The 16,034-nt window shown below is 66.7% G+C and carries 14 protein-coding genes; 7 read left to right on the top strand and 7 right to left on the bottom strand.

Annotated features, from left to right (window positions below):
- Positions 1-162 precede the first annotated feature (162 nt).
- Entirely contained in the window at positions 163-2,190 is a 2,028-nt protein-coding gene (locus HNP55_RS00360; RefSeq protein WP_184294887.1) for a hypothetical protein, read from the top strand.
- A gap of 24 nt (positions 2,191-2,214) precedes the next feature.
- Here the strand turns inward: HNP55_RS00360 and HNP55_RS00355 are convergent, their stop codons facing one another.
- From HNP55_RS00355 to lptF, 5 genes are read right to left on the bottom strand one after another with little or no spacing between them, the layout of a single operon-like run.
- The gene (locus HNP55_RS00355) at positions 2,215-3,438 is read right to left on the bottom strand and encodes a pyridoxal phosphate-dependent aminotransferase (protein WP_184294883.1); all 1,224 of its coding nucleotides are present in this window, start codon (positions 3,436-3,438) and stop codon (positions 2,215-2,217) included.
- On the bottom strand, positions 3,410-4,354 hold the full coding sequence (locus HNP55_RS00350) for a CysB family HTH-type transcriptional regulator (RefSeq protein WP_184294880.1): 945 nt from the start codon (positions 4,352-4,354) through the stop codon (positions 3,410-3,412). Before HNP55_RS00350 ends, HNP55_RS00355 begins: the two co-directional genes overlap by 29 nt.
- A complete protein-coding gene (locus HNP55_RS00345) occupies positions 4,351-4,743 on the bottom strand; it encodes a sirohydrochlorin chelatase (RefSeq protein WP_184294877.1) in 393 nt (130 codons plus the stop codon). The genes HNP55_RS00350 and HNP55_RS00345 overlap by 4 nt, the downstream gene beginning before the upstream one ends.
- Positions 4,744-4,751: 8 nt before the next feature.
- Complete coding sequence (lptG, locus tag HNP55_RS00340; protein WP_184294874.1) at positions 4,752-5,876, bottom strand: LPS export ABC transporter permease LptG; 1,125 nt, start codon at positions 5,874-5,876, stop codon at positions 4,752-4,754.
- On the bottom strand, positions 5,873-6,985 hold the full coding sequence (gene lptF / locus HNP55_RS00335; RefSeq protein ID WP_184294871.1) for an LPS export ABC transporter permease LptF: 1,113 nt from the start codon (positions 6,983-6,985) through the stop codon (positions 5,873-5,875). Before lptF ends, lptG begins: the two co-directional genes overlap by 4 nt.
- A gap of 28 nt (positions 6,986-7,013) precedes the next feature.
- On the opposite strand from lptF, the gene HNP55_RS00330 reads away from it, so the two are divergent.
- The 4 genes from HNP55_RS00330 to HNP55_RS00315 all read left to right on the top strand — a co-directional run bounded on the left by HNP55_RS00330 (position 7,014) and on the right by HNP55_RS00315 (position 11,127).
- Positions 7,014-8,483 (top strand): leucyl aminopeptidase, encoded by a 1,470-nt coding sequence (locus HNP55_RS00330; protein ID WP_184294868.1) that lies wholly within the window; start codon positions 7,014-7,016, stop codon positions 8,481-8,483.
- Positions 8,484-8,517: 34 nt separating this feature from the next.
- Entirely contained in the window at positions 8,518-8,964 is a 447-nt protein-coding gene (locus HNP55_RS00325; RefSeq protein ID WP_184294866.1) for a DNA polymerase III subunit chi, read from the top strand.
- Positions 8,965-9,109: 145 nt separating this feature from the next.
- The gene (locus tag HNP55_RS24565) at positions 9,110-9,703 is read left to right on the top strand and encodes a hypothetical protein (protein WP_184294863.1); all 594 of its coding nucleotides are present in this window, start codon (positions 9,110-9,112) and stop codon (positions 9,701-9,703) included.
- A gap of 281 nt (positions 9,704-9,984) precedes the next feature.
- The gene (locus HNP55_RS00315; RefSeq protein WP_184294860.1) at positions 9,985-11,127 is read left to right on the top strand and encodes a branched-chain amino acid ABC transporter substrate-binding protein; all 1,143 of its coding nucleotides are present in this window, start codon (positions 9,985-9,987) and stop codon (positions 11,125-11,127) included.
- 65 nt (positions 11,128-11,192) lie between these two features.
- Here the strand turns inward: HNP55_RS00315 and HNP55_RS00310 are convergent, their stop codons facing one another.
- A complete protein-coding gene (locus HNP55_RS00310; RefSeq protein ID WP_409993724.1) occupies positions 11,193-12,506 on the bottom strand; it encodes a 3-deoxy-D-manno-octulosonic acid transferase in 1,314 nt (437 codons plus the stop codon).
- Between the two features lie 2 nt (positions 12,507-12,508).
- On the bottom strand, positions 12,509-13,897 hold the full coding sequence (locus HNP55_RS00305) for a phosphomannomutase/phosphoglucomutase (RefSeq protein ID WP_184294857.1): 1,389 nt from the start codon (positions 13,895-13,897) through the stop codon (positions 12,509-12,511).
- A 181-nt stretch (positions 13,898-14,078) separates the two neighbouring features.
- Between HNP55_RS00305 and HNP55_RS00300 the strand changes: the two genes are divergently transcribed.
- Positions 14,079-15,263 (top strand): sensor histidine kinase, encoded by a 1,185-nt coding sequence (locus tag HNP55_RS00300; RefSeq protein ID WP_184294853.1) that lies wholly within the window; start codon positions 14,079-14,081, stop codon positions 15,261-15,263.
- Positions 15,260-16,030: a LytR/AlgR family response regulator transcription factor gene (locus HNP55_RS00295; RefSeq protein WP_184294850.1), complete on the top strand. Its 771-nt coding sequence runs from the start codon at positions 15,260-15,262 to the stop codon at positions 16,028-16,030. The genes HNP55_RS00300 and HNP55_RS00295 overlap by 4 nt, the downstream gene beginning before the upstream one ends.
- The last annotated feature ends 4 nt before the right edge of the window (positions 16,031-16,034 follow it).

Genomic DNA, 16,034 nt, shown 5'->3' with positions numbered 1-16,034 from the left:
ACGAGTGGAGTTGCCCGGCCTGGGTCTGGTGCGCAGGGTGACCATGCTAGAGTGCAGAAAACAACAGTTGCCCCCGGCATGGACCGAGATCAAGCAGTGCCTCCACACCGTTTTCGCCCCACCTGTCTCGGCGTTTTGTTGCTGGCCATTTGCTCGCTTGGGATGAGGGGCCAGGCCCTGGCCTTGGGTGTGGACCGGCCGCAAGCGCAGTCGGGCTTGGGCCAGCCCCTGAATCTGCTGTTTCCCCTGCGCCTGAGTCCCGGCGAGACCCTCAGCGCCGACTGCGTGCAGGCCGAGGTGCTGGCGGGTGAAAGCCGTATCGCCGCCGGCCAACTGCGTATTCAGCTGGAAGGCGCCAGCGAGGCCGCCGTCCAGGGTGTGCGCTTGCGCAGCGCCGTGGCCATCGATGAGCCCATCATCAGCATCAACCTCAGCGTCGGATGCCCGGCGCGCTTGGTGCGCCAGTACAGCGCGTTGATCGATCCGCCCAATGCGCAGAACCAAGGCACTGGCGATGAGGTTCGTGCCCCCAGCCCCCGAAATTATTCGCCGGCCATGCGTGCCGCCCTGGCCAGCGCCGGCGCTCAGCCCGCAGACTTGCTGGGCGATATGCCGCAGGCTCCGGCGGTGGCGGCGTCGGGCAAACCCGCGCCCTTGCCAGCGGGTGTTGGCGTACCCGGCCGGGCCGAGGTGGAAGCCGTCCGACCCAAGTCCAGGCCAAAGCCCAAGGCGGAGGAGACCCGGCCGCCCAAGACCGGCAGCCAGCCGGCGTCGATGCCTCGCTTGCGCCTGGATGCATCCGAAGAAGACTTGCCCCCCGTGCTGGCGCAGGCCGCGTCGGCCTCGCCCGCCTCGTCGGACAAGGCCTTGAGCGATGCCGAAGCCTTGCAGCGCTTGCAGCAGTTGGAAGAAGGCCTGGGCAAGCTGCGGCGCGACAAGCAAGGGGCCGAGGCCCGCATCCAGGCCCTGCGCAGCGAGCTGGCCCGCAGCGGCGAGGTCGAGCCCTGGTCGGCCTTGAACCTGGGTTTGATCGCTGCGGCCCTGGGCCTGGCAGGCCTGTCGGGCTATCTGTGGCTGAGCCGGCAACGCGAGCGCAGCCTGCATGAGGCGGCCTGGTGGCAGGAGTCCAAGACCGCCAATGCCGCTGCTGAGGCGGCGGAGCCCGAGGCCGCGGGCGCGCCAGCAGCCCCCGCGCCGAGCGTCAAGCCTCCTGTGGCGCCGGCGCTTGGCGCGTCCGGCAGTGCTGCCCAGCGATTCCCCGACGAGCAGACCATCGTTCTGCCGCATGTTTTCGAGGCCGAGGCTTTGCCGGAAATGCCCCTCGGCCGCCCGCCCTCGCAGGGCGATGAAGGCCAGGTGCACGATATGTACTCGCTGGGGCGTGGCCTGAGCGTGGTGGCTGCGCTGCAGGCCGAGCCCGGCCAAGCCAGGCCCAGCGGTTTTGGTGGCTTGGAGCCCGTGAGCATCCAACTGGTGGAGGCGAGCGAGGACAAGGGCCTGGAATGGCCGGGCCCCCAATTGCCCCTGCCGGCTCCCGCCCGTTCTGCCGCAGTCGACAAGCCCGCCGATGCGGCCCATGTCAGTGTGGAGGAGCTGATCGATCTGGAGCAGCAGGTGGACTTCTTCCTGGTGCTGGGCCAGACCGAGGCGGCGGTGGAGCTGCTGCTGGTCCATATCCACACCGAAACCGTCAGTGCCTTGCCCTATCTGAATCTGATGGAGATCTATCAGCGCCAGGGCAATCGGACGGGCTTCAACGAGATCGCAGATCGCTTCGCGCGCCGCTTCCATGGCCTGCCGCCCACCTGGGGCCAGGACATGCGCCAGGGGCGGCACCTCGAGGCCTATACCGAGGTGATGAGCATGCTGCAGCTGGGTTGGCCCAATAGCCATGGCAGCATGGCCACGGTGCAGAGCTTGCTGGCCAAGGGAGACGAGCAGTCCATCGGCTTCGAGCTGCCCGCCTATCTGGATCTGCTGCTGCTCTACAGCGTGGCGCGCGATCTCTCCGAGCAAGAGGTCCGCAACGAGTCGGTCGACCTCTTCCTGCCCCTGGACGCGCCGGCGCAGGGCGAGGCCGGCATGAATCTGATGGCCACCATGGTCTGGCAGACCCCGGTTCAGCCGCCGGCCCAGGATGCCGGCGTGGACATCCTGCTGGACGAAGCGCCGCTGATCCGCAAGGTTTGAGGCGGGGCCGATCCGGCGCCGGCTTCAGAGCTCCTGCAACTGGCTCAGGGCCTGAGCCAGGGTCACTTCCTTCTTGGCGAAGCAAAAGCGCACCACGGTCTGGCGGGCCGCATCCTTGAGCGCGGGGCCGGTGCTGAAGGCCGACATGGGGATGGCGGCCACGCCCAGCTCGCTCGTCAGCCATTCGCAGAAGGCCAGGTCGCCGCGCAGCCCGCTGCGGGCAAAGCGCTCGACCTCGGCAATGTCCGCGCACTGGAAGTAAGTGCCTTCGCAGGGCAGGAGCTTGAGCCCGGTCTGGCTCAGGCCCGCGCGGAAGCGCTCGCGCTTGGCCTGATAGAAATCGGGCAGCTGCAAATAGGGGGCGGCGTCGGCCATATAGCGGGCCAGGCCCAGCTGCATGGGTGTGTTGACGGTGAAGACGTTGTACTGGTGGACCTTGCGGAACTCGCGCGTCAGCGCGGCCGGTGCGGCCACATAACCGACCTTCCAGCCGGTGACGTGATAGGTCTTGCCGAAGCTGGAGACGATGAAGCTGCGCGCCGCCAGCTCCGGGTAGCGCGCCACGCTGTGATGCTGGGCGCCGTCGAACACCATATGTTCGTAGACCTCGTCGCTGATCAGCAGAATCGGTGTGTCCCGCAGCAGCGCCGCCAGCTGCAGCATCTCGGCCTCGGTCCAGACGGTGGCCGAGGGGTTGTGCGGCGTGTTGATGACGATGGCACGGGTGCGCGGCGTGATGGCGGCGGCGATGCGCTCGAAATCGGGGCGGAACGTGCCGGCCGTCAGCGGCACCCGCACGGCCACGCCGCCAGCCAGCTCGATATTGGGCGCATAGCTGTCGTAGCAGGGTTCCAGGATGATGACCTCGTCACCCGCATGCACGCTGGCCAGCAGGGCGGTGAAGATGGCCTGGGTGGCGCCGGCGGTGATGGTGATCTCGCTGTCCGGCTGGTAGCTGGCCCGGTACAGGGTTTGCAGCTTGGCCGCCACGGCCTCGCGCAGGGCCGGCACGCCGCTCATCAAGGGGTATTGGTTGTGGCCCTCGCGCATGGCGGCGTGTACGGCCTCGATCAGGGCCGGGTCGCAATCAAAGTCGGGGAAGCCCTGGCCCAGATTGACGGCCCCGTGTTTTTGCGCCAGCGCCGACATGGTGCTGAAGATGGTGGTGCCCACATGGGGCAGGCGGCTGGGCAGATTCGGTGTCACGCTGAATTTGAAGTTAGAGGCTGTAGTCGTTGGCGTCGCCATTCATGGCCCGCTCCAGCAGATGGCGGTTCAGGCGGTCGGACAGCAGTTCGGCAAAGGTGTAGACGTAGTTGCGCAGATAGGCGCCGCGCTTGAAGGCGATGCGGGTGACGTTCTGGCCGAACAAATGGCCCAGCGGGCGGGACACCAGATCGCCGCCGGCCGGGTCTTCGCGCACAGCCATCTCGGCGACGATGCCTAAGCCCATGCCTAAGCGCACATAGGTCTTGATGACATCGGAGTCGATCGCCTCCAGCACGATATTCGGATGCAGCTGGCGGGCCGCGAAAGCACGGTCGATGCGGCTGCGGCCGGTGAAGCTGGGGTGGTAGGTGATCATGGGCTCGGCCGTCAGCTGCTCCAGGCTGATGCGCTCGACCGTGGCCAGCGGGTGGCCGCTGGGCACGACCAGCACATGCTGCCATTCATAGCAGGGCAGGGTCACCAGCTCCTCGATCTGGGCCAGGGACTCGGTGGCCAGGCCCACATCGGCGCTGTCGTCCAGCAGCCAGCGCACCACCTGCTCGGGGTTGCCCTGGTGCAGGCTGACCCGCACCTGGGGCAGTTGGCGGCGCAGCTGGGCCACCGGGCCAGGCAGCACATAGCGGGCCTGCGTGTGGGTGGTGGCGATGGACAGGGTGCCGCTGTCCTGCTTGGAATACTCTTCGCCGATGCGCTTGAGGTTGTTGACCTCGCGCATGATGATCTCGATGGCGGCCAGCACCTGCTGGCCCGGCTCGGTGATGCGGCGCAGGCGCTTGCCGTGGCGGGAGAAGATGTCCACGCCCAGCTCTTCCTCCAGTTCCAGAATGGCCTTGGAGACCCCGGGCTGCGAGGTGAACAAGGCCTTGGCCGTCTCGGTCAGATTGAGGTTGCGGCGGGCCGCTTCCTGCACGAAGCGGAACTGGTGCAGATTCATGGTGCTTCCTCGGCTTTCTTGGCATCCAGGCAGGCGAGGGCGGCGGCGGCCATGGCCTGCTGCACCGGGGCCTGGTCGCCCAGCGGAGGATGCAGAATCCATTCGACGCGCTCGCCGTAATGGGCTTGCAGGCGGGCCACCAGGGGCGGGATGTCCTTGCGCACATGGCCGCCCGCGCCCAGAAACATGGGCACGATGTGGATGCGCCGGCAGCCGCGCGCCGCCAGCGCGTGGGCGGCGGGCTCCAGCTCGGGCTGCATGAATTCCAGATAGGCCAGGGCCCAGGGCAGGCCGGGCCGGGCGGCGGCAATGCGCGCGGCCACCTGCTCGAAGGGCGGGGCCCAGGCCGGGTCGCGTGCGCCGTGGGCAAAAAGAAGAAGTCCGTCCATATTCGCAATTATCGGTAACGCACCAGCCAGCCAAAAGCGGCCAGGGAGAGCGCCATATAGGCCAGGCTGGGCGAGGCGGCGACGATCCAGGGGGTCCAGTCCTTCAGCACACCCACATGGCCGGCCACATTGTTGAGCAGCACAAAGCTGATGCCCAGCATGATGCCGCCAAACACCTTCAGGCTGATACCGCCGGCGCGGCCGTGCAGATAGGCGAAGGGCAGGGCCAGGGCCACCATCACAAAACAGGCAAAGGGGTAGAAGGCCTTGCGCCAGAAGGCGATGTTCTGCGCCTGGGCCGATTGCTCCTGGGCCGACAGGTGCTCGGTATAGCGGTAAAGCTCCAGCGTGGACATGGAGACGGTGGGCAGCAGGGCCGCGGCGACCACGCCGGCATGCAGGCTGCTGTCCCAGCGCCAGCTGGGCAGCTGCGCTTCCTTGACCACGGGCGGGGCGGCCAGGGCTGCCTCGCCCTTGGCCTGCAGCCATTCGGTGCGCAACACATCTTCCAGCAGCCACTGGCCGCGGCCGTCGACCTTGGCCTTCTTGGCCTCCATGCGGGCGATCAGACCGCCTTGCGGGTTGAACTCGAAGATGCGCACATCCTGCAAGGCGCCCGAGGCGCTGGCCTGCCCCACATGGATGGAGAAATTGCGTTCCTCGCCCGCCACCACCCGGTGCTCCTTGAGCCAGGCGCCGCGGCTGCTGGCCGAGACATCGCCGCTGAGCTGGGCGCGCATGATGTCGGCCTGCTTGTCGAAGTAGGGCGCCAGGAAGTCGCCGACGGCAAAGGTCAGTACCGCGAAGCCCAGGGCCAGGGTGGCCAGCAGGGAGAGCGCACGGCGCGGCCCCAGGCCGCCGGTGCGCAGAATGGTGAACTCGCTGGACTGGGCCATGCGGGCCAGCGAGAAGATGCTGCCGATCAGCACCGCGATCGGCAGCAGCTCGTACAGATGGCCGGGCAAGACCATCAGCGAGAGCAGGGCGGCGCGGGCCGCGCCAGCGCCGATGCGGCTCATGCGCTCCAGCTCGTCGACGAAGTCGATGAAATAGAACAGCGAGAGAAAAGCCAGGCTGACGAAGAGCACCGAGCCGACGATGTCGCGGTAGAGCAGGCGGCGGACGGTCCTCATGCCGCCGCCACCGCCGGCTTGGGACCGCGCTTGAAGAAGGGCAGGCAGAGGCGATTGCCCTGGTCGCGCAGCCACATCAGGCCCAGGGCCAGCAGGAAGACCCCGCCGTGCACGCCCAGCATGGCGACCGGCATGCTGACGCGGGAGCCGGCCACCCAGGCCTGGCTGAGGTTGGTGAGATTGAAATACACCACGGCGCAGAGCAGGGCAAACATCAGATTCCAGTTATTGGCGCGGCGCGGGTTGGTGGCCGACAGGCCTATGCCCATCAAGACCATATTGAAGCAGCTCAGAATCATGCCGAAGCGCCAGGTCAGCTCGGCGTTGTTGGCGGGGTTGGGTTTCTTCAGCAAATCGAGGGTGCTGGTGGCCTTGGGCGGCAGCTTGTCGGCTGCACGCATCGCCTGGCTGTCGGCCAGCACCTTGTATTCCTCAAAGCGTGCCAGAGTTTTCTCCTGGGTTCTGGCATTGCTTTCATTGCGCTGGCCGTGGTCCAGCAGCAGGAAGCGGTCATCGCCCTCCAACACGATCTGGCCCTTGGCCGAGGTGGTCACCGCCTCGCGCTCGTCCTTCTGGGTCAGGATGAAGACATTGCGGCCGGTGCGGCCGTCCTCGCTGTCGCGGTCGATGAAGAAGACGCTGGAGCCGTCGCGCGAGGTCTGGAACTGGCCCGGCGCCACGCGCGAGAGATCGCTGCGCTTTTGATAGCGCTCCAGCAATTGCTCGCTGTTCTGATTGCCCCAGGGCCAGAGCAGCAGATTGAGCACGATCACCAGCAGCAACACCGGCGAGGCAACGCGTAAGACCGGCTTCACAAAACGGGACAGGCCGATGCCGCTGGCGAACCAGATGGTCATCTCGGACTCCCGGTACATGCGGCCCAGGGTCGCGACGACGGCGATGAACATCGACAGCGACAGCATGGTGGGCAGATGGGAAAGCGAGGCATAGCCCATCAGCAGCATGACGTCTTGCGGCGCGACATTGCCGCCGGCTGCCCGACCCAGGGTCTGGATCAGCATGATGGTCAGGACGATGGTCAGGATGACCACGAGGGTCACGCCGAAGCTGCGCGCCAGCTCTCGGCGTACGGTGGAATCGAATAACATTCGGGCACTTTATCTATTCGGCGACATTATGGACTTTCGTACACAGACCGCGTCACTGGACGCATTGGCTGGCGTCACCGCCGACGCTTTGATCGTGGTGCTGGGCGGCGAGGCGCTACCCGCAAATCTGGACGCAACCCTGAGCGCCCTGGTCAAGGATGCCATCAAGCTCGGCGACTTTGAATTCAAGGCCGGCAAGACCCTGCTGCTGCAGCGCGCGGCCGGCGTCAAAGCGCCTCGCCTGGTGCTGGCCGCCGCCGGCAAGAGCAGCTTGAAGGCCGCGCGCGCCGCCCTGCAAGCCGCCCTGGGCCAGCTCAAGGGCCGCGGTGCCGCCCATGCGGCCGTGGCTTTCGCCGGCTTTGAAGGCGCCGAAGAAACCGTCGAAAGCCTGGCCGAGCAATTCGTGCTGGGTGCCGAAGACACCGCCTACGTCTACCGCCACACCAAGCCCAGCGCGCCCGCTGCGGCCAAGCTGGTCAAGCTGACTCTGCTGGTCGACAAGGACGATGCGGCCGAGGTCAAGAAGGGCCTGGCCCGCGGCCAAGCCATTGCGGCCGGCGTCGAGCTGGCACGCGAGTGCGCCAATCGCCCCGGCAACTACGCCACACCTAGCTATCTGGCCGAGCAGACCAAGGCCCTGGTGAAGAGCCATGGCATCAAGGTCGAGGTGCTGGACCAGAAGGCCGTCGAGAAGCTGGGCATGGGCTCCTTCCTGGCCGTGGCCCGGGGCTCGGACGAGCCCTTGCGCTTCATCGTTGCCCGCTACGAAGGCGCGGCCAAGACCCAGGCGCCGGTGGTGCTGGTGGGCAAGGGCATTACCTTTGATTCCGGCGGCATCTCGCTCAAGCCCGGCGCGGCCATGGACGAGATGAAGTTCGATATGGGCGGCGCTGCCAGCGTGCTGGGCACCCTGCGTGCCGTGGCCGAGTTGAAACCCAAGCTCAATCTGGTCGTCATCATCGCCGCCTGCGAGAACATGCCCAATGGCCGCGCGGTCAAGCCGGGCGATGTGGTGACCTCGATGTCGGGCCAGACCATCGAGATCCTCAACACCGATGCCGAAGGTCGTCTGATCCTGTGCGACGCCCTGACCTATGCCGAGCGCTTCAAGCCCGCGGTGGTGGTCGATGTGGCCACGCTGACCGGTGCTTGCGTGATCGCCCTGGGCGGCGTGCGCAGCGGCATGTATGCCAGCGACGACGAGCTGGCGGCGGCCCTGACGGCCGCGGGCGAAACCGCGCTGGATCCGTGCTGGCGCCTGCCCCTGGACGAGGAGTACGAGGAAGGCTTGAAGAGCAACTTCGCCGACGTCGCCAATGTGGGCGGCCGCGAAGGCGGCTCCATCACCGCGGCCAAATTCCTGCAGCGCTTTGCCGGCAAATACCGCTGGGCGCATCTGGACATCGCCGGCACGGCCTGGAAGGGTGGCGCGGCCAAGGGCGGCACCGGTCGTCCGGTGGGCCTGCTGACCCACTTCGTGCTGTCTCAGGCACGTTGATGATCGTAGCGATCCAGGCCGAGCGCGACCCCGCATGACTCAAGTGACCTTCTACACAGGCGTGCCCGAGCGCCTGATGTATCTGTGCCGGCTGCTGCGCAAGGCGCAGCGTTCCGGCTCCCGTGTGGGGGTGTGCGGCCCCGACTCGCTCTTGCGCCGCCTGGACACCCGGTTGTGGGATTTTGAGGCGGCCGAGTTCGTGCCGCATCTGCGGGTCGAAGGCCTGGCCGACGGTCCGGCCGGGCTCAAGTCCAAGCAGCTGGCGGCCACGCCGATTCTGCTGGCCGAACAGGCCGAGAGCCTGCCGCACCGCGAACTGCTGCTGAACCTGGGCCCCGAAATGCCCGCGGGTTTTGAGCAGTTCCAGCGCGTGCTGGAGGTGGTGTCGCAGGACCCGGAGCAGATGCAGGCCGGGCGGCGGCGCTACAAGCAGTACGAGGCCTTGGGCTATGGCGTCCAGCATCACAAGGTGAGCGCATGAGCGCCGCGCCGGGCCGCCCCAAGCAAGCTCGCTCCCGCTTGGCGGGACTGAACTCGGACAGGCAGCGCCCCTGCGGGCGCTGCCTGCCTAGTGAAGGCCTGGCCGCTCTGACGGTCAGGCAGGCCGCAGGCCGAAGGGTGCACCAATGAGCGCTGCGCATCGGGTGGTGCCTACCTTGACCGAGGTGGTGGATGAGTCGGTGCTGGAGGGGCGCGAGCCCAGGCCGGCGGCGCTCTCGCGGCTGAAGCCTGAGCCCGCGCCGATGCCGCTGGATGAGGCCACGGGCGAGCTCAATCTGCTGGATCTCTCTGATCTGTCGGCAGAGCCAAGCTCGGCGGAGGTGCCCGTCCTGCCGCTTAGCGACATGCTGGCGCCGGGAGCTGCGCAGTTCCTGGCCCGCTTGCCCGAGCTCTCCCTGGACCTGCCGGACCTGAGTCTGCGCCTGCAGTCCGACGGGAAGGCCGAGGCGGACGCGGTGGAGGACTTGCTGGCCGACACCCGTGCGCCGGAGCCCGAGGACGAGGGCCTGCCCACAAGATTGGCGGCCCTGCCGGCGGAGCAGGAGCTGGCCCTGGCGCGGGCGATCGAACAGGCGGTGGACGACGCCCTGGACGAGGTGCTGGACCAGGTGCTTGAGAAGGCCGTGCTGACCCTGCGTGCTCAGTTGCATGGCAGCGTCAGGGCGGCCGTGCTGAGGCGTCTGCGGGAGCAGGCCGATCAGGCGGACAGGGCCGATTGAGAGGCCAATTGAGAAAGCGCCCACCAGGCATTTGCGACTGCGCTTGAATGGACGGTAAGGCCCGCGAGGGCCCATGGAGATTGGCAATGACTGATCTGCACGGGCGCTGCGGGCTTTTTTTTCAAGTGATGGCGGCACGCGACAACGCGCGAGACATCCGCTGGGTTTTCCAGACTTACCCCATATCAGGGGGGGAGGGTTTTGGGGTAATGTGGCCGGGTTGAAAATTCAACAGCCTGATGATCTTCCAAAGCTCTCCTTCTTCCTTTTCGGAGTAATTCATGCAAGTCAAATTGAATGTTGTTGTCGGTGCTGTGGCCCTGTTGTTGGGCGGCGCCTCCATGGCTCAGGACCTGGTGGTCAAGATCGGCCATGTCGGCCCCACCAGCGGCACCATTGCCCACCTGGGCAAGGACAATGAGCTGGGTGCTCGCATGGCGATTGCCGAACTCAATGCCAAGGGCGTGATGATCGGCGGCAAGAAGGCCAAGTTCGAACTGTTGGCCGAGGACGATGCTGGCGATCCCAAGCAAGGCACGGCGGCCGCGCAGAAGCTGGCCGACGCCAAGGTCAATGGCGTGATCGGTCACCTGAACTCCGGCACCACCATCCCTGCCTCGAAGATTTATTTCGACGCCGGCATTCCGCAGATTTCTCCATCTGCCACCAATGTGGACTACACACGCAAGGGCTACAAGACCGCCTTCCGCGTGGTGGCCAATGATTCGCATCTGGGCGGTACCCTGGGCAAGTACGCGGCCACCACGCTGAAGGGCAAGTCCATCGTCGTCATCGATGACCGCACGGCTTATGGCCAGGGTGTGGCTGACCAGTTCGAAAAGGGTGTCAAGGGCGCGGGCGGTAAGGTCATTGGCCGCGAGTTCACCAACGACAAGGCCACGGACTTTTCCGCCATCCTGACCTCCTTGAAGGCCAAGAAGCCCGATGTGATCTTCTTCGGCGGCATGGACGCGGTGGCCGGCCCGATGCTGCGGCAAATGAAGTCCTTAGGCATTGCGGCCAAGTTTGTTGGCGGTGACGGCATCTGCACCGGCGACCTGCCCAAGCTGGCGGCCGGCACCATTGCCGACGACCAGGTCTATTGCGCTGAGGCGGGCGGCGTGGAAGGTGAGTCCAAGAAGGGTATGGACGCCTTCAAGGCCAAGTTCAAAGAGCAGTACAAGCTGGATGTCCAAATCTACGCACCTTATGTCTATGACTCGGTGAACGTGATGGTGGCCGCGATGGTCAAGGCGGGCTCGGCGGAGCCGGCCAAGTACCTGCCTGTGCTCGCCAAGACCGAAGGCTATAAGGGTGTGACTGGCACCATCTCCTTTGACAACAAGGGCGATATCAAGAACGGCGCACTGACCATGTTTACCTACCGCAATGGCGCTCGTGCCGAGCTGGCCGTGGTGCGTTGATCAACCTCACTCGTTGAGGCCGCATGGTCTCAATGCAAAGGGCCCGCAGTTGCGGGCCCTTTTTTTCAGGTTTGTGATTGCAGGTGAAGAATGGCTTGAGCCATGCGGGCCGCCGCGCCGCGGTGCCGGGCCGCGAAGGCCTGGGCGGCCTGGGCCATGGCTTGCTGGCGCGCGGCTGCCTGGCAGAGCGCCAGCCCCGCTTGCAGGCCTTGCGCCATATCGGCGACGCGCTGGGCCGCACCGGCTTGCAAGGCCAGCTCGGCGGCTTCGGCGAAATTGAAGGTGTGCGGGCCCATCAGCACCGGGCAGGCGCAGGCGGCGGCCTCGATCAGGTTCTGCCCACCCAGGGGCGCGAAACTGCCGCCCAGCAAGGCCACATCGGCCAGGCCGTAGTAGAGCGCCATCTCGCGCATCGAGTCGCCCAGCCAGACCTGGGCTTGCAGGGCTGCCTCGTCTGGTAGCCGGTCCGCCCATTCGCTGCGCCTGGCCAGGCTCAGGCCGGCGGCCTGGATCAGGCCGGCGATCTCGTCAAAACGCTGCGGATGGCGGGGCACGATCAGCAGCAGGGGTGCGTCTGGCTGACGGGCTACTTGCTGGGACCACAGCTGCAGCAGCGCAGCCTCCTCGCCCTCGCGGCTGACGGCCAGCAGCAGCACCGGGCGGCGCAGCAGGCCGCGCCATTGCCGGCCCAGGGCCAGCAAGGTCGGGTCCACCGCCATATCGAATTTGAGGTTGCCGGCCACCTGCACCGCCGCCACGCCGGCGGCGCGCAGGCGGCGTGCATCGTCTTCGGTCTGGGCCAGGGCCAGGCTGAGTTTTTCTGCGGCCGGCCGCAGCAGGGCCGAAAACCGCAGGCCGCGGCGCAGGCTGCGCTCGGACAGGCGGGCATTGGCCAGCACCAGGGGCAGGCCTTGCCGGGCGCTGCAATGCTGGAGATTGGGCCAGACTTCGGTCTCCATCAGCACGCCCAGGCCGGGCTGCCAATGGGCCAGGAAGCGCCGCACCGCGTCCGCCGTGTCATAGGGCAGCCAGACCTGGGCATCGCCCGGCTGCAGCAGGGCCGCACCCGCCTCGCGGCCGGTGGCGGTGCTGTGGGTCAGCAGCAGGCGCAGGCCCGGTGCCTGCTCGCGCAGGGCGGCGATCAGGGCGGCGGCGGCCCGGGTCTCGCCCAGCGAGACCGCGTGCACCCAGACCGCGCCCGGTTTGACCGAGCCCGGACCATAGACGCCAAAACGCTCGGCCAGATGCTCTCGGTATAGGGGCTCGGCCCGGCCGCGCCGCCACAGGCGCAGCAGATAGGCCGGCGAGAGCAGGCTCAGCAGGCCGCTATAAGCCCAGCGGCTGGCGCGCTCGGCCAGGCTTTCCTTGCGTGTTAGCAGGTTCAATGGCCGGCCGCGAAGGTGGCGTCGGGCTTGACCAACTTCAGCTGGCCCAGCACATCGTGCTGGATGCGCTCCAGCGCCGCGGGCGTGTGGCCCTCGAAGCGCAAGACCAGCACCGGCGTGGTGTTGGAGGCGCGGATCAGGCCGAAGCCGTCCTCGTACTCCACCCGCAGGCCGTCGATGGTGACGACCTCTTTGCTGCCGGGGAACTGGGCGCTTTCCAGCAGCTTGACGACCACCGCGTGTTGCTCGCCCTCGGCGCAGGGCACATTGATCTCGGGCGTGTTGAAGCTGGTGGGCAGGGCGTTCAGGACGGCGCTCGGGTCGCTGTCGCGGGAGAGGATCTCCAGCAGGCGGGCGGCCGAGTACATGGCGTCGTCAAAGCCGTACCAACGCTCTTTGAAGAAGATATGGCCCGACAGCTCGCCGGCCAGGGGCGCGCCGGTTTCGCGCAGCTTGGCCTTGGCGAAGCTGTGGCCGGTCTTCCACATCAGGGGCTTGCCGCCGTGCTGGACGATCCAGGGCGCCAGGCGCTGGCTGCACTTGACGTCGAAGATGATTTCCGCGCCCGGCTTGCGCTTGAGGATGTCGGCGGCGAACAGCATGATCTGCCGGTCCGGCATGATCATCTGGCCGTCCTTGGTGACCACGCCGAGGCGGTCGCCGTCGCCGTCGAAGGCCAGGCCCAGCTCGGCATCGCAGGCGTGGACGATGCGCTTCAGGTCTTCCAGATTCTCGGGGCGCGAAGGGTCGGGATGGTGGTTGGGGAAGTCGCCATCGACCTTGGAGTAGATGTCGATCACCTCGCAGCCCAGGGCGCGCAGGATGGCGGGGGCGGTGGCGCCGGGAATGCCGTTGCCGCTGTCCACCACCACCTTCATGCGGCGCTTGAGCTTGCAATCCTTGACGATGCGGTGGATGTACTCGGGCACGATGTCCATAGCGGCGCTGCGGCCCGTGCCTGAGGCATAGTCCTCGGCCTCGATGCGGCGGCGCAGGTCCTGGATCTGCTCGCCGAACACGGCGGCGCCCTTCAGCACCATCTTGAAGCCGTTGTAGTCCTTGGGGTTGTGGCTGCCGGTGACCATGATGCCGCTATTGCAGCCATGCTTGGCGCGGGTGGCGGCCACGTAGTACAGCATGGGGGTGGTGACGGCCCCCAGGTCGACCACATCCAGACCGGTGGATTGCAGGCCACGGATCAGGGCGGCGGCCAGGCCGGGGCCGGACAGGCGGCCATCGCGGCCCACGGCCACGGCTTTTTCCTTCAGCTTGCGCGCTTCGGTGCCGAAGGCGCGGCCCAGGTGTTCGGCCAACTCCTCGGTCAGGGCCGTGCCCACGACGCCGCGGATGTCATAGGCCTTGAAGGCCGAGGCTTGAACTTGCATGAATTCTCCAGAGTGGGATGCGCCTTGGATTGGCCCTGTGGCAGCACAGGCGCCCGCGCGACGAGGCCGGATTGTATGCAGTCGGCGCTGTCAGTTGAGCGGCTTGCCATCCGTCAGCGAGGCTGTCGATTCGTCGCGCCGGGTCGGCGGCGGCGGGCCATGCCTCTCTACACTTGCCCGCATGAGTTTTCGAACCACCATGAGCCACGCGCTCAAGCATTTCTTTGTGCTGCGAAAGCACAGGCCGGAGCCGGCCTGGGCCAGGCTGCTGATTGACTTTGCGATTGCGCTGGGCTTTGCCCTGGTGTTTACCGTCATTCCGGCGCTGCTGCAGCAAAGATTGGGCGATTGGCATTGGTTGAATCGCACTTTTGCGGGCAGCCTGATCGTGGCCGGCTGCATCTCGCTGACCTTCCACGCCCTGTTCCGCAGCTTCGAACTGCTGGCCCCCGAACGCATTTTGCAAGCCCTGGCCTTGCGCCGACGGGGTGGCTGGGCCTGGGTCTTCTTTCCCTTGTTCTCGCTCTTTGGTTCGGCCCTGGGCATGTCGGTGGCCTTGCTGGTGCTGGGCTGGATCACGGCATCGAACGCCTTGTGGGAATTCGTCAGCAATGCCGAGCATCTGCGGAACTTCCTGCTGATCAGCCTCGTGATCACCGCGCTGAACTGGGTGTTCTGGAAGTTCCGCATCCATCACCAAACCTTGCAACTGCAAGCCTCCGACGCCCAGCTGCGCCTGCTGCAGGCCCAGATCGAGCCGCATTTCCTCTTCAACACCCTGGCCAATGTGCAGAGCCTGATTGACCTGGACACGGCCAAGGCCAAGCAGATGCTGGAGGCCTTCACCGACTATCTGCGCGCCAGCATGAGCCAGATGCGCCTGGCCGACACCAGCCTGGGCGCCGAGCTGGACATGGCGCAGAGCTATCTGACCCTGTTGCAGATCCGCATGGCCGAGCGCCTGCGCTTCCGCCTGGCGCTGGCGCCCGAGCTGCGCGGCGCCCTGCTGCCGCCCCTGCTGCTGCAGCCCCTGATCGAAAACGCCATCCATCACGGCCTGGAGCCCAAGATCGAGGGCGGCGAGATCGTGCTGCGGGTCAGCGCCCTGCGCGATGCCCAGGGCGAGTTCCTGGAGATCTGCGTGGATGATGACGGCCTGGGCCTGGAGTCCGGCAAGGCCGGCGCGCGCCGCAAGGGCAGGGCGGGCAATGGCATCGCCCTGGCCAATATCCGTTCACGCCTGCAGACCCGTTACGGGGAGCAGGCCTCGCTGTCCTTGCAAGCCTTGCCGATGGGCACGCGGGCCGTGCTGCGCCTGCCCCTGCTCCTGCCAAGCCCTCTCACCTCAAACCCCGCCAAGCCATGAGCGCCCCGACCGCACTGATCGCCGACGACGAACCCCATCTGGCCCTGCATCTGCAGCAGCAGTTGCAGCAGCTATGGCCCGAGCTGAACATCCTGGCCCTGGCCCGCAACGGCCTCGAGGCGGCCGAGCGCATCGCCGCCCTGCAACCCGATCTGGCCTTTTTGGACATCCAGATGCCCGGCCTCTCGGGCCTGGAGGTGGCGCAGGGCATCGAAGGCGCGACCCGAGTGGTCTTCGTCACCGCTTTTGACGAGTACGCCGTCGAGGCCTTTGAGCAGGCGGCGCTCGACTATCTGCTCAAACCCCTCAAGGCCGAGCGCCTGGCCCGCAGCCTGGAGCGCCTCAAAGCGGCCCTGGCCCAGAGCCCCATGCCGCCGGACGGCCAGCTCGCCCAGGCCTTGCAGCAGCTGCAGCAGGCGTCGCCGACCGTGCCTGCCGCCGCGCCGCTGCGTTATGTGCGGGCGGCCCAGGGCGAGCTGATGCACCAGATCCCGGTCGACGAGGTCTTGTACTTCCAGGCCGACGACAAATACACGGTGGTGCAGACGGCCACGGCCGAGCACCTGATCCGCACGCCCATCGTCGAGCTGGCCGGGCAGCTGGACCCGCAGCAGTTCTGGCAGGTGCATCGCTCCACCCTGATCAATCTGAACCATCTGGCCGGCACCCGGCGCGACGAAGCCAGCCGCCTGTTCCTGCGCTTCAAGCAGCATGCGCGCGAGCTGCCGGTTAGCCGCGCCTACGTCCATCTGTTCAAGGCAATGTGAGCCC

Source organism: Roseateles oligotrophus, from assembly GCF_014204525.1.
Classification (GTDB): Bacteria; Pseudomonadota; Gammaproteobacteria; order Burkholderiales; family Burkholderiaceae_C; genus Paucibacter_A; species Paucibacter_A oligotrophus_A.
Note: the sequence above shows the minus strand (reverse complement) of the source record. Positions and strands in the feature narration are given on the sequence as shown.

Excerpts from the sequence above, each read along its gene's own strand:
- HNP55_RS00360 (WP_184294887.1), top strand. The coding sequence starts at position 163 with ATGAGGGGCCAGGCCCTGGCCTTGGGTGTGGACCGGCCGCAAGCGCAG.
- HNP55_RS00355 (WP_184294883.1), bottom strand. The coding sequence starts at position 3,438 with ATGGCGACGCCAACGACTACAGCCTCTAACTTCAAATTCAGCGTGACA.
- HNP55_RS00350 (WP_184294880.1), bottom strand. The coding sequence starts at position 4,354 with ATGAATCTGCACCAGTTCCGCTTCGTGCAGGAAGCGGCCCGCCGCAAC.
- HNP55_RS00345 (WP_184294877.1), bottom strand. The coding sequence starts at position 4,743 with ATGGACGGACTTCTTCTTTTTGCCCACGGCGCACGCGACCCGGCCTGG.
- lptG (WP_184294874.1), bottom strand. The coding sequence starts at position 5,876 with ATGAGGACCGTCCGCCGCCTGCTCTACCGCGACATCGTCGGCTCGGTG.
- lptF (WP_184294871.1), bottom strand. The coding sequence starts at position 6,985 with ATGTTATTCGATTCCACCGTACGCCGAGAGCTGGCGCGCAGCTTCGGC.
- HNP55_RS00330 (WP_184294868.1), top strand. The coding sequence starts at position 7,014 with ATGGACTTTCGTACACAGACCGCGTCACTGGACGCATTGGCTGGCGTC.
- HNP55_RS00325 (WP_184294866.1), top strand. The coding sequence starts at position 8,518 with ATGACTCAAGTGACCTTCTACACAGGCGTGCCCGAGCGCCTGATGTAT.
- HNP55_RS24565 (WP_184294863.1), top strand. The coding sequence starts at position 9,110 with ATGAGCGCTGCGCATCGGGTGGTGCCTACCTTGACCGAGGTGGTGGAT.
- HNP55_RS00315 (WP_184294860.1), top strand. The coding sequence starts at position 9,985 with ATGCAAGTCAAATTGAATGTTGTTGTCGGTGCTGTGGCCCTGTTGTTG.
- HNP55_RS00305 (WP_184294857.1), bottom strand. The coding sequence starts at position 13,897 with ATGCAAGTTCAAGCCTCGGCCTTCAAGGCCTATGACATCCGCGGCGTC.
- HNP55_RS00300 (WP_184294853.1), top strand. The coding sequence starts at position 14,079 with ATGAGTTTTCGAACCACCATGAGCCACGCGCTCAAGCATTTCTTTGTG.
- HNP55_RS00295 (WP_184294850.1), top strand. The coding sequence starts at position 15,260 with ATGAGCGCCCCGACCGCACTGATCGCCGACGACGAACCCCATCTGGCC.